13 protein-coding genes are annotated in these 12,809 nt (G+C 65.6%); 8 read left to right on the forward strand and 5 right to left on the reverse strand.

The window, feature by feature from the left end; translation table 11 throughout:
- The first annotated feature begins 174 nt into the window (after positions 1-174).
- The 5 genes from QN239_RS20230 (at position 175) to QN239_RS20250 (ending at position 5,927) form a co-directional block, all read left to right on the forward strand.
- Positions 175-618: an MmpS family transport accessory protein gene (locus QN239_RS20230; protein ID WP_090357201.1), complete on the forward strand. Its 444-nt coding sequence runs from the start codon at positions 175-177 to the stop codon at positions 616-618.
- Complete coding sequence (locus tag QN239_RS20235) at positions 615-3,452, forward strand: MMPL/RND family transporter (RefSeq protein ID WP_499013008.1); 2,838 nt, start codon at positions 615-617, stop codon at positions 3,450-3,452. Before QN239_RS20230 ends, QN239_RS20235 begins: the two co-directional genes overlap by 4 nt.
- Complete coding sequence (locus QN239_RS20240; protein WP_499013010.1) at positions 3,449-3,886, forward strand: hypothetical protein; 438 nt, start codon at positions 3,449-3,451, stop codon at positions 3,884-3,886. The genes QN239_RS20235 and QN239_RS20240 overlap by 4 nt, the downstream gene beginning before the upstream one ends.
- A complete protein-coding gene (locus QN239_RS20245) occupies positions 3,873-4,991 on the forward strand; it encodes an aminotransferase class V-fold PLP-dependent enzyme (RefSeq protein WP_499013011.1) in 1,119 nt (372 codons plus the stop codon). Before QN239_RS20240 ends, QN239_RS20245 begins: the two co-directional genes overlap by 14 nt.
- A gap of 138 nt (positions 4,992-5,129) precedes the next feature.
- Positions 5,130-5,927 (forward strand): lytic transglycosylase domain-containing protein, encoded by a 798-nt coding sequence (locus QN239_RS20250; protein WP_499016879.1) that lies wholly within the window; start codon positions 5,130-5,132, stop codon positions 5,925-5,927.
- Between the two features lie 18 nt (positions 5,928-5,945).
- Here QN239_RS20250 and QN239_RS20255 read toward each other — a convergent pair whose 3' ends face one another.
- Both QN239_RS20255 and QN239_RS20260 read right to left on the reverse strand, forming a co-directional pair.
- Complete coding sequence (locus QN239_RS20255; protein WP_499013013.1) at positions 5,946-6,686, reverse strand: SDR family NAD(P)-dependent oxidoreductase; 741 nt, start codon at positions 6,684-6,686, stop codon at positions 5,946-5,948.
- Positions 6,686-7,792 (reverse strand): 3-ketosteroid-9-alpha-monooxygenase, oxygenase component, encoded by a 1,107-nt coding sequence (locus QN239_RS20260; RefSeq protein ID WP_499016881.1) that lies wholly within the window; start codon positions 7,790-7,792, stop codon positions 6,686-6,688. Before QN239_RS20260 ends, QN239_RS20255 begins: the two co-directional genes overlap by 1 nt.
- Positions 7,793-7,929: 137 nt before the next feature.
- On the opposite strand from QN239_RS20260, the gene QN239_RS20265 reads away from it, so the two are divergent.
- The gene (locus QN239_RS20265) at positions 7,930-8,529 is read left to right on the forward strand and encodes a TetR family transcriptional regulator (RefSeq protein ID WP_499013014.1); all 600 of its coding nucleotides are present in this window, start codon (positions 7,930-7,932) and stop codon (positions 8,527-8,529) included.
- 39 nt (positions 8,530-8,568) lie between these two features.
- Here QN239_RS20265 and QN239_RS20270 read toward each other — a convergent pair whose 3' ends face one another.
- Entirely contained in the window at positions 8,569-8,991 is a 423-nt protein-coding gene (locus QN239_RS20270; RefSeq protein ID WP_499016884.1) for a methyltransferase family protein, read from the reverse strand.
- A gap of 138 nt (positions 8,992-9,129) precedes the next feature.
- On the opposite strand from QN239_RS20270, the gene QN239_RS20275 reads away from it, so the two are divergent.
- Together QN239_RS20275 and QN239_RS20280 are read left to right on the forward strand one after the other, a co-directional pair.
- Positions 9,130-9,552: a hypothetical protein gene (locus QN239_RS20275; protein ID WP_499013016.1), complete on the forward strand. Its 423-nt coding sequence runs from the start codon at positions 9,130-9,132 to the stop codon at positions 9,550-9,552.
- A 215-nt stretch (positions 9,553-9,767) separates the two neighbouring features.
- On the forward strand, positions 9,768-10,898 hold the full coding sequence (locus tag QN239_RS20280; protein ID WP_499013018.1) for an FAD-dependent oxidoreductase: 1,131 nt from the start codon (positions 9,768-9,770) through the stop codon (positions 10,896-10,898).
- 107 nt (positions 10,899-11,005) lie between these two features.
- Here the strand turns inward: QN239_RS20280 and QN239_RS20285 are convergent, their stop codons facing one another.
- Positions 11,006-11,356: a hypothetical protein gene (locus QN239_RS20285; RefSeq protein WP_499013019.1), complete on the reverse strand. Its 351-nt coding sequence runs from the start codon at positions 11,354-11,356 to the stop codon at positions 11,006-11,008.
- A 236-nt stretch (positions 11,357-11,592) separates the two neighbouring features.
- A complete protein-coding gene (locus tag QN239_RS20290) occupies positions 11,593-12,765 on the reverse strand; it encodes a Fic family protein (RefSeq protein WP_499013020.1) in 1,173 nt (390 codons plus the stop codon).
- Positions 12,766-12,809: the final 44 nt, after the last annotated feature.

Below are 12,809 nucleotides of genomic sequence, written 5' to 3' on the forward strand. Positions count from 1 at the left end.
TTATATCATGATGGGGATTTAATTTACGGTACGGAAACGCAGACATCCCAATTTTCCTGGCAATGGCCTGTGAATCCCGCCGCACGCGTTGCCCCACGGAACAATTTTAGATCCCATATGCGATGTAGATTTCGATGCGCGCGGATAGGCCGCGGCATGGATCGGGGTGTGCGAGTGAGCCAGCGTTCGGTCGGCAGGGTTGTCTTGGAGCGGGCCTGGTTACCGTTGGTCGCCGTCATCGCCGTCAGTGTCGGCGCCGTCTGCATGTGGAAGGTGCACCAGAGCTCCGCCCCCGGACCGGTGATCGCGGTCAACGGTCCGCAGGCTCCTGAGGAGTTCACCCCCAAACAACTCACCTATGAGTTGTTCGGGGACCTCGGCAGCGGCGGCATGCTGGTCTACGTCGACCTGGACGCCCACCCACACCGGGTCGACATCGCCGAACTGCCATGGTCACACACCGAGACCACGACGCTGACCGTCGTGTCCGGCAGCATCTCGGCTCAGGTGAAGGGCGGCCAGGTCGGCTGCCGCATGCTGGTGAACGGTGTGGTCCGTGATGAGCAGTCGGCCACCCGGGAGAACGCGGATGTCACCTGCCGGGTGAAGTCCGCGTGAGTGCACATCAGGCCAAGCGCCCGTTCTTCGCGCGGACGGTCCGCCTGCTGGCCATCCCGATCATCGTCTTCTGGGGACTGGTCGCGGTCACCACCAACACCTTCATCCCCAAGGTGGAGGATGTGGCCGCCGAACTGGCCGGTCCGATGATCCCGACCTACGCACCGTCGCAGGTGGCGATGTTGCACATCGGCGAGAAGTTCCAGGAATCCACGTCCACCAGCCTGACCATGGTGGTGTTGGAGGCTGACCATCCGTTGGGCGAGCAGGATCACCGGTACTACGACGACTTGGTGCAGCGCCTGCAGCACGACACCCGGCACGTGCAGTACGTCATGGACCTGTGGGGCAAGCCGATCACCGCGGCCGGCGCTCAGAGCGTCGACGGTAAAGCGACGTATGTGCTGCTGCGACTGGCCGGCGATATCGGCCAGATCCAGGCGAACCAATCGGTGGACGCCGTGCGGCACATCGTCGCCGAGGACACCCCGCCGCCGGGGCTCAAGGTCTACGTCAGCGGCGCGGCACCCTTGGCCTCGGACACCTTGTCGATCGCCAACTCCAGCCTCAACAACATCACCATCGTGACGATCTTCCTGATCATCGCGATGCTGCTGATCGTCTACCGCTCCCCGAGCACCGTGTTGGTGCCGCTGGCCAGCGTGCTGTTCGAGATGCTGATCGCCAAGGGCGTGGTGTCCACGCTCGGGCACTTCGGTGTCATCCCGTTGTCCTCCTTCGCGGTGAACATGGTGGTATCGCTGACGCTCGGCGCCGGAACGGACTACGGCATCTTCCTGTTGGGCCGCTATCACGAGGCCCGCCAGGCCGGCGAGACCCGTGAGCAGGCGTACTACACCGCATACAAGGGCGTGTCCCCCATCATCATCGGTTCGGGCCTGACCATCGCCGGCGCCGGCTTCTGTCTGAGCTTCGCGCGACTGGACTACTTCCACACCATGGGCCCGGCGGTCGCCATCGCCATGTTGCTGACGATCTCGGCGGCGCTGACTCTCGGCCCGGCCATCCTGACCGTCGGCAGCCTCTTCGGCTTGTTCGACCCGAAACGGGTTGTCCGAGGCCATCTTTACCGCCGGATCGCGGCCAGTGTCGTGCGCTGGCCGGTGCCGATTCTGGCCGCAAGTTGCGCCGTCGTCATGCTGGGAGCGGTCTTCGTGCCGACCTATCGGGTCAGCTATGACGACCGCACGTACCAACCCGCCGACGCACCCGCCAACCAGGGGTTCGCCGCCTCCGACCGGCACTTCGCCCCGAGCAAGCTGTTCACCGAGATGCTGATGGTCGAGTCCGACCACGACCTGCGCAACTCCGCCGATTTCATCTCGCTGGACCGGGTGGCCAAGGCGCTGATCCGGCTGCCCGGTGTGGCGATGGTGCAGAGCATCACCCGGCCCCTGGGCCGGCCGCTGGACCATGCCAGCATCCCGTACCTGTTCACCACCCAGGGCAGCGGCAGTGGCCAGCAGTTGCCGTTCAACCAGCAGGCCAACGGCGATACCGATAAACAGGCTCAGATCCAGGCGGACACCGTCGCGACGCTGGGCAAGACGATCGACCTCACCCAGAAGATGGCCGACGATCTGCACAGCACCGTGCTCACCTTCGAGAATCTGCAGCAGGTCACCGACGAGGTCAACTCCGATGTTGCCAACCTCGACGATTTCATGCGACCGCTGAAGAACTACTTCTACTGGGAGCCACACTGTTTCGACATTCCGGTGTGCTACGCCTTCAAGTCGCTGTTCGACGGGCTCGACGGCATCGACGCACTCAACGCCCAGATCGCCAACGCGACCGCCGACTTCCAGGCCATCGATGCACTGATGCCGCAGATGATCACCCAGCTGAAAATCCAGCGAGACCAGACCCAGGCCCTGCAGGCCGTCATCGTGAACTCCTACGGCCCCTCACACCTGCAGTCCACCCAGACCGATCAGACCTTCGACGACATGATCAACGTGGGCAACGATTTCGACGCATCCCGCAGCGACGACTTCTTCTACATGCCCAGGGAGGCCTTCGACAACGAAGACGTCAAGACCGGGATGAAGCTGATGATCTCACCCGACGGCAAGGCCGCGCGGTTCATCGTCACGCATGAGGGCAACGCCATGGGGCCCGAGGGTGTCGAGCACGTCGAACAGTTCCCCGACGCCATCAAGGCGGCGCTGAAGGAGACGTCGCTGGCCGGGTCGCGCATCTATATCGGTGGCGCGGGATCGAACAACAAGGACATCAAGCAGTACGGCGCGTCAGATCTGCTGATCGTGGCGATCGCCGCATTCATCCTGATCTTCTTGATCATGTTGTTCATCACGCGAAGTCTGATCGCCGCCTTGGTGATTCCCGGCACGGTGGCCTTCTCGTTCGCCGGCGCATTCGGGCTCTCGGTGCTGGTGTGGCAACACCTGATCGGGCTGCACCTGCACTGGCTGGTGCTGCCGATCACGTTCATCATCCTGGTCGCGGTCGGATCCGACTACAACCTGCTGCTGATCGCCCGCGTCAAAGAGGAGGTGCACGCGGGGTTGCACACCGGACTCATCCGGGCGCTCGGCAGCACCGGCGGCGTGGTGACCTCGGCGGGGCTGGTGTTCGCCTTCACCATGCTGGCGATGCTCACCAGCGATCTGCGCACCATCGGGCAGGTCGGTACGACGGTGTGCATCGGCCTGCTGCTGGACACCTTGATCGTGCGGTCCTTCATCGTGCCGTGCATGATCCGGATTCTGGGCCCCTGGTTCTGGTGGCCGACGCTGGTACGCACACGGCCACTGCGAGCCCCGTCCGATTTCGCGGGGGTGCGGCGATGAGCGTATGGGCGACCCTGACGATCGTCTCCTTCGGGGCCTTGATGGTCTTCGCCATCCTGGCGTCGATCTTCGTGGCGCGTCTGGTGCGACGGCCCACCCTGCCGCTGAGCGAGGACGTCGGAGGGGTCGCCGAGGTGCTGCGCAAACTGCGCAAACGTGAGCCGATGACCGATGAGGAGGTGACGCTGGCACGACAGGCGGTGACCGATCGCGGGTCGTTCCTGGCGCTGTGCATCCCCCTGACCATCTTCAGCATCGGCTGCTTCTACGTGTTCGGCAGCCTCGAACATCTGCACGGCCTACGGCCTTCCGAACGCACGTTCCTCGGCGTCATCCCGATGTTCACCTCGACCAATCTGGGCATCCGGATGCTCAAGAGCGCCGGCCTGAAACGGCGGCTACCGAAGCTTGCACCCCAGCGTGTGGAAGAGTGACGGCATCCTCGACGACTACCTGCGCCAGTTCGACGAACCCGCCGGCTACCTCGACTTCGCGCGGGTCGGGCCACCCTCGCGCGCGGTAAGGGAGACCACCACAGAGCTGCTGCAGCGGGCGGCCACCGCAGGCGTGGACACCGTCGATGACCTGATGCGGCAGGAGAATCGGGCCAAAGCAGCCGTCGCCCGGCTGACCGGGACCGACGTCGGCCACGTCGTGCTGGTGCCGAACACCAGCCTCGGCTTGTTCCAGACCGCGTTTCACGCACCGGCGGGCAGCGAGGTGCTCATCTCGCCGAGCGAGTTCCCCGCCAACACCTACCCGTGGCGCCGAGCCGAACAGGCAGGCCGACTCGCGATACGGCAGATGGACTCCGGGCCTGCGACCCCCGAGCTGGTGGCCGGGTCACTGACACCGAGCACCTCGCTCGTCGCGCTGAGCGCCGTGGACTTCCGGACCGGCTATCGGGCAGATCTCGCCGCGCTGCGCGATGTCGTCGGCGACCGCCTGCTCGTCATCGACGGGATTCAGGGCTTCGGCATCACCGACGAGCCGTGGGAAGTGGCCGATGTGCTCGTCGTCGGCGGCCAGAAGTGGCTGCGCGCCGGATGGGGCACCGGGTTCGCGGTGCTCTCCGATCGTGCCCTCGACATCATGGAACCCATCCTGTCGGGATGGACGGGTGCCCGTGACGCCGATGTCTTCGACGACACGGTCCACCCACCGGAACCCACCGCAGCCGGGTGGGCGATCACCCACCTCAGCCCGGTGACCTCCGGTGCGTTCGCGGCCGCCCTCGAACTCGTCGAGCGGACCGGCGTGTCCGCGATCGCCGCGCGCATCGCCGAACGAGTGACCGCATTGGAGCAGATGCTGCGGTCCCTGGGCGCACAGATCGTCTCCGAGACGCAGCGGCGCGCCGGAATCCTCGCGTTCACGATGCCCGGCCATTCGGCGCCCGACGTCGGTGCCGCGCTCTCGGCGGCGGGCATCGCGGCGACCATCCGGCGCGAACACGTCAGGCTTTCGCCACACGCCTCGACACCACCGCAGACCGTGGCGCTGCTGGAATCGGCGCTCAAGTCTCTCGGCGGCACCTAGACTGCTGCTGTGCGCCGCTGCCAGGTAGTCATTGCGCCGCTGCTGCTCGCCACCTTCACTTTCGTCGGATGCGCTTCTCCCGCACAGCAATCCGTCCCGACGCCGGCCACGCCGGCGGCTTCCCCACCACGCGCCGCCATGCTGGACGAGACGACGACGGCACCCGGGGCCCAACCACCGTTGGCTGCCGATCCCGCGCAGCTGGCCGACGACCTGGTCACCGATGAACGGGCGCTGCGCAACCCGGCCACGGCCGAACCGGCGCTAAGGCAAGCCGCCCGGCGCCAGCAGGTGGCCTACCGGGCCATCGGCCGCCACCCCGAATGGGACGGGATCATCCGGCCGCGGATCCCGGCCGACCTTCTGGAGGACTACGACCGCAATATCGATGCCCGCCGGCAACTCGCCGCGATGGCGCATCCCAAGGACACCGTGCCCGCGTGGCGCATCGTCCCGCCCGCCCCGGCCGACGAGCTGATGAATTACTACCGCGAATCCGAGGCCGCCTCCGGCGTCGGGTGGAACTACCTGGCCGCGATCAACCTAGTGGAGACCCGGTTCGGCAGCATCGCCGGGGACAGTGTGGCGGGCGCGCAGGGACCGATGCAGTTCATGCCGTCCACCTTCGCCTCCTACGGCGACGGTGATATCCGGTCCCCGCGCGACAGCATCATGGCGGCAGGTCGATACCTGGCCGCCAATGGTTTTGCCGACGACCGTGCTCGCGCGCTGTTCCGCTACAACCACGCCGACGAGTACGTCCGCGCGGTCGACGACTACGCCACGGCCATGGCGGCCGACCCGGCGGCGTTCCCCACCTTCTACCGTTGGGACGTCTACTACGTGACGACCGCCGGTGACGTACTGCTACCGATCGGCTACGCCGCCGACGCGCCGATCCCGGTGGGCGAATACCTCACGGCGCACCCTCAGTAGCGCATCAGCCGGTGCCGACTATCCGGCGCCCTTGCCGTTGTCGACGCGGTAGACCGCGCCATGGACGGCAGCGGCGGCGTCGCTGGCGAGGAAGGCGATCACGTTGGCCACGTCGAGTGGTGCCATCATGCCGCGCGGGGCCGCCGTACGCATGATCAGGTCGTAGTTGGGATCCTCGGGCGGACTGAACTGCTCGATCTGCGGGGTCAGCATGCCACCTGGGCATACGGCATTGACCCGCAGGCGTTCCGCGGTGTACTCCACTGCCAGCGCACGGGTGAGCCCGATCAGTCCGTGCTTGGCCGCACAGTAGCCGGCCGAGTACGCCTGGCCTTCGACACCGGCGATGGAGGCGACGTTGACGATGTTGCCGCCGCGAGCGAGCAGGTGCGGCAACGCCGCCCGACACAGATAGGACGGTCCACTGAGATTGACGGCGAGGTCGTCGGCCCAGTCCTCGTCGGTGAGCGTTTCCGTTCGGCGCATCTGGTGACGCCCCGCGACGTTGACCAAGATGTCCAGACCGCCCCATTGCGTGACGCACTGCTCGATGGCGTCGCGACAGGCCTGAGCGGATGTCACGTCGACCACCGCGTGCGAGCCGCGCTCCACGTCCGCGAAGACCTCCACCAGCCGCGCGGCATCGCGCGCGATCCCGAAAACCGTTGCCCCCTGGCGTGACAACAGGCGGGCGGTCTCGGCCCCAAGACCTGACGAGGCGCCCGTCACGAAGGCGACCTTGTCTTTCAGCGCCGGCATCAGTGGGCATCCGCCTTCACGCCCTCTGCCTGTTGCAGGTTCTCCGCGACCTCCTGGTGCCAGAATTCGTTGGCGTGCTGGGTGTCCACTTCCAACTCGAAGCGGTCGGTCATATCGCTGGTGACGTCGGCGGCGTCGACGTAGAACTGCTCATACCAGCGCCGGTGCTGATACACCGCACCGTCCTCTTCGGTGAGCAACGGATTCTCGATGCGGCTCTTGTGTTTCCAGATCTCGACATCCTCCAGGAAGCCCTCGCCGAACGATTTGTTCATCGCCGTAGCGAGCTTCGCGGCGTTCTCGGCGGGCATGCCCGGGATGAGTTGCACCGCGACGCCCCACTGCAGCACGAATGAATCGTGCGACACCGGGTAGTGGCAGTTGATCAGGGCGACCTCGATCGTGAAATCGGGGGCGACATCGTTGTGCAGCCAGTTGATCATGTAGGCGGGGCCGAAGTAGGTGGCCTCCGAGCGCAGCTTCGTTCCCTCCCAGAGCTTCTCGTAATTCTTGGTGGTGTCCGGACGGGCCTTGGACTCCATGAACTGCGAGGCGGTGTGCCCCTCGATAACGTTCTTGAAGTACGTCGGGTACGCGTGGTGAATGTAGAAGAAGTGCGCCATGTCGACGTTGTTGTCGACGATCTCGCGGCAGTGCGAGCCCTCGATCAGGATCGAGTTCCACGACCACGGCGACCACTGCCCCTCGTCGTATCCCTCGATGGTCGGGGGGAACAATTCGGGCGGCGGCGCGGCACCTTCGGGATCGTGCCACACCAACAACTGGCCGTTGACCTCGCCGGTGGGCCATCGCCGGGTGCGGGCCAGCCGCGGTGTGCGCTTGGCGTACGGCACCAGGGAGCACTTGCCGGTCGAGCCTTGCCAGCGCCAATCATGGAACGGGCACGCCACCGAGTCGCCCTTCACCGAACCCCGCGAGAGATCGCCACCCATGTGCCGGCAGTAGGCATCCAGCACCTGGAGGTCGCCGCGCGAATCGGCGAAGACCACCAGACGCGTCCCGAATGCATTGACGGCATGAGGGTTTCCGTCCCGGAAGTCGTCGGCCAATCCGACGCAGTGCCAGCCCCGCGCGAAGCGTTCCATGGGCGCGCCCGTGTCGATCTCCCGGACGTCATCCCGGATGTCGTTGTTGCCTGCAGCCACGATGGCGCCTCCTCTTTCCGCAACTCACACTTTAAGCACAAATGCTTATTTTGTCAGGTGCGATTATAATTCTGCCCATGAGGCGAGGTCAGCAGGCCCGAACGGCAATCTTGGACGCAGCCGAACGGCTGATCGCAGAGCGCGGCGCCCAGGTGCCGTTGCGCGATATCGCACAGGCCGCCGGCCAGCGCAACAACTCCGCGGTCAACTACTACTTCCGCAATCGCCAGGAGCTGATCGATGCCGTGGTGCAACGTCGACTCCAGCCGATGGAACGCGAACGACGGCTCATGCTCGACGCGCTGGGGCCCGCCGTCGGCCATGACGTGCACGCCCTGTTGAGAGTGCTGGTCCTGCCGCTGACGACGGTCGAAAGTGACTGCTATGCACAGTTTCTCAGGGCGGCTGCGGTCTACTTGCCGACCGATACCGACAGCGCCGAGGATTCGGCGTGGAGTGAGGTTCTCGACCGCCTGGCCCGCATGATCCCGACGACCGACTCTTCGGCGCGCCGGCGTCGGGTCGCAGCACTGGGAACCGCGATGTTCGCGCTGCTCGCGGAACTCGAACGAACGGCAGGCAGTCCGTCGACCTGCGCCGGAAGTCTGGACGAGGTCATCGAAATGCTCGCCGCGATGCTGACGGCTCCCGTTCCGGCGTTGGCGGCTGCCCGCTGACGCCGGCCACCAGTGGCAGCGGCACTACCCTGATGACGGCTACGCCGCCGGGAACCACGGGCATAGTCGGGGACGCCAGGCCGGCACCGCTCGCCGATAGCTGTCGTATGCATCGCCGAACCGCCGGCTCAGGGTGGGTTCTTCATACCAGCGGACGAACGCGGCAACAGCAGCCCAGAACACCGCCGCATACACCACCAGCCCCAAACTGCTGAACAGCACAGACTGACCGAGGATGATCAGCAGGACCCCTACATACATAGGGTTTCGCACGTATCGATTGAAGCCGCTGACCACCAACTGATCCGGCGCAGCGCTAGGCGATGGGGTGCCACCGGCTTTCACGAATTCAACGAACGCCGAGACCAGAGGCACGAGACCGACGAAGATCATCGCTGCCGCGACCATGCGGAGCACTGTCGACGAATCGCCGATGCGCCAGCCGGTGATCAACCATGACACCAAGACCGCAACACTGCCCGGTACCCCGACGAAGAACAGGGCACTACCGACTGTTGCCGTTGCTTGTCGCATCTACAGAGTGAACCTCGCCGAGATTGCCGCCCGATCAGTCGCCTACTCCGAATATTATGAGACGCGATGAGCGCCGACGGCGAGCAACCAAGGAAAGTGTGGGATGAGATCGCCGCCGCGATCGCTGCCAGGGAGCGCGCTCGCGCACCCTCCCGTGGCGTCCGGATCGCTGATGTCACCGCCTGTCTGCTGTTGATCGCGGTCCAGATTGGCGGGGCCCTGCTTGCGTTCATGAGCTTCATGGCCATACCGATGAGCATCGACAACTGCGCGTACCAAGAGTGCGGCGACGAGAAGTGGATCAACTACGCCATGTGGATCGCGCTCGCATCGATGGCACCGGCCGGTCTGTTCTCCGGTATTGGCCTCATTCAGTTGGGGCGCAACAGAATCGCGTTCTGGCTACCACTGATCGGCGTCCTCGCACAGGGAACCACACTGTGGGCTGCCTGGAGGATCGCCGCGCTGGCCGGGCCGATCAGCGGATAGGTGCGCCACGGCATGTGCCGACGCACAGCAGGATCGCCATCACGAGGCATTCGCGAGTTGTCGGGTCGATCGGCTGCGTGTAGCTTGGCGGTCAACGCGAAAAGCGACCGCTCATCCGGTCGTCGACACGGTCGCCGAGTCCCACAGTCTCGACAACCCAGCGCCCTTTGACCGAACAGCCCGACACCCGTCGCGCCGTCACCGAGGAGCGCTGAATGTCGTTATCGATAGCCATCATTGGGGCCGGACTGGGAGGCCTATTACTGGCCCGCACACTGCATCGCCATGGCATACCCGCCGCAATTTACGATGCCGAAGCCTCGGCCGAGGTGCGCGCCCAGGGCGGCCTGCTGGACATTCACTCACCCACCGGGCAGGCGGCCCTACGCGAGGCCGGTCTTTTCGAGCCGTTTCACAGCCTCATCCGCCCAGGCCACGACGCCAAACGCATCACCGACCGCAGCGGCACCGTCCTGTTCGACTGGGCCGGCAGCAACCTCGGCACCAGGCCCGAGGTGGACCGCGGCGAGCTGCGCACCATGCTGATCGCGTCGCTTCCTGAAGGCACCATCCACTGGGGACGCAAGGCGGTCGGCGTACTCACCGCCCCCGGCTGCCGCCCTGCGGTGCACTTCGCCGACGGCTCATCAATCACGGCGGAGATCGTCGTAGGCGCTGATGGCGCCTGGTCGAGAGTGCGCCGCAGCATCTCCACCGCTGAGCCTGCCTATACGGGCACCTGCTTTATCGAGATCGGCTCTGCCGGTGGACAACTGCTCTCCCTCGAGAGCGCTGAGGTCATCGGCCGTGGCACGCTTATGGCGGTGGCCCCCGGGCAGGGTATCTTGGCCCACCACAACGCCGACGACACACTCAGCGGGTACGTCGCCATCAACGCCCCACTCGAACTGGTCGCCTCCGTCGACACCGCCGGCCCGGCCGCGATGCGGGCACTGGTGGCCCGGCGCTTCGAGCACTGGGCCCCTGCGCTGACCACGCTGGTCTTGGACAATATGAGCGATCCCCTACTGCGCCCGATCTACGCCCTACCCACGACACATCGCTGGAAACGGGTGCCCGGTGTGACGCTGATCGGCGATGCTGCCCACCTCATGTCGCCGTTCGCAGGCGAGGGCGCCAATCTCGCGATGTGCGACGCGGCTGCGCTGGCCCTTCAGATCGCCACGCACCCCGCCGATATCGAGGGGGCATTGACCGCTTACGAGAAGGCGCTCTTCCCGCGTAGCGCCGAGGTCGCCCGGCGCAGTGCAGAGAACCTGCAGCGGTTCTTCGGTCCTGACGCACCCCGCAGCACCGTCGACCTGTTCGCCCGGCTGCTCAGGTAAGAGGGTCAGTATCTCACCTGGCGGCGACAACATGCTCAGCACCTCGTCCTCATCCGGATCGGGAAGCGGCCAGTCCTCGATGACGCAGATGTCGAAAGGCCATCACCTTAGCCAGGATTGGCGAAGGACAAAGTGATTGGGGCGGTTGTTCCGATGCGCTCTTCCGGGGCCGGGCTTTGAGAAACTACGAGCAACTCGTTTCCACCATCGTCAAGATGACCTGGCATCTCCGGTTCACGCCGGTTAAGCACCATCATGTTCCGGCCGCGGTCCGCCAAGGAAACGACGCACGCGCGCATCAACCTGGGTTTCGATGACGCCGTCGGGCGCACACCGAAATCCGTGGCGATCTTCTGCTCGATCGTCACACCATCGTCGCGGTTGCGGGCGACCCGCACGACATCGTCACGGACCTCACAAGGGTGAGGCCTGGGCACAAGGGCATCCTTCCAGCTCACCCGCCCAGGGCAACTCACAGATGTCACCTATTTGTGCAGCAGACCCCACGCCCACACCACACCGGTGGCGAATCTGCCACTTTGCACCGACAAGTCAGCGCCGCGGCGATGCGTCGTCCTTGCCCTGGCGATCGTGCAGCCGTCGGCCCAGCTGACAGCCCACGTCGTTCTCGCCGATGACGTTGTCGCGCTTGCGGTCACTGCCGGCGGGTGCGGGTGTATCGAGCCGCGCGCGATCACCCGCGTCGTCCGGCCCGCTCGGCGAAATCGTCCAGTGCATCGAGGATTTCAGGTGCGCGCCACGCACGGTTGCGCGCTCGATCGGTGAACTCGACGACGATGCCCGCCTCGACGAGAGGACCGATGGAGCGGCGGGGGTGGTCGGTGGAGATGCCTAGTTCCTCGCGCAGGAGCACGCCGTTGATGACGGGCCGGCGGGTCAACAGGTCGGCGACTCGCCATACAGCCGAATCCGACCGCGCGGAGATCCGGTCATTCCAGCTCGCCCGGATCTCACGCAACTGGCCGACCAGCTGGCGTCCGTTGACAACCGCGCGCTCGCTGGCGTCGGCGAACCGCTCGACGATCTGCGCGAGATCTCCAGCACGGTAGGCGGTGAGTGCGGCGAAGTAGCCGTCGGTATCTGAGAGCAACCCGGCGGACACGGGGACCGTCACCTGCCGGGTCAAGCCTTTGTTGCGCAACATCGACTGCACCAGAGCCCGCCCCGTGCGACCGTTGCCGTCGGTGAACGGGTGAATGGTCTCGAATTGGGCGTGGGCCACGGCGATCTGGGCGAGCAGCGCGACGTCGTCGCGGGCGGCGAAGGCGATCAAGTCGTCGACCGCAGCGGGGACGCGCTCGTGACGGGGCGGAACGAACATCGCGGTGTGCGGGCTGTTCCCACCGCCGATCCACACCTGTTCGGTACGCCACCGCCCCGGCGTGTGACGCGACTGGCCGGCCATCAGCGCGGCGTGCATGGCCAAGACTGCATCGGCGTCGACGCGATCTGACAGTTCGACGGCGGCGGTCATCGCTGCGGTGTTGGCGACTATCTGCTCGGCGTTGGCCTTTCCTCTGCCGCCGGGCAGTTCGGCCTCGGCGATGGAGCGCGCGGACGCAGTCAGGTTCTCGATGCGGGAACTGGCCGCGGACTCGCTGCGCAGGAGCACGGCCGAGAACGGGGCGATCTCGCCTCCGAGTTCAGCATCGAATCGGGTGATGGCGAGGCTGGCGTCCTCGGCTGCGGCGTACACATCCGACGGCAGCGACAGATGCAGGTCGGCGATCGTCGGCGGAATCGCCGCCCGGTATGGCCCACTCCGGCGAGACGACCTGGAGTAGCTGCCGTCAAGGATCGGAGTCCATTGCAGCGTCTCGTAGCTGAGTGGAGGAAACGTCGCCATGCACCCACTATAGCGACACTTTATACAGTAAGTGTCGCTATCTT

Source organism: Mycolicibacterium sp. Y3 (assembly GCF_051188035.1).
In the GTDB taxonomy this organism is placed as follows: Bacteria; Actinomycetota; Actinomycetes; order Mycobacteriales; family Mycobacteriaceae; genus Mycobacterium; species Mycobacterium fluoranthenivorans.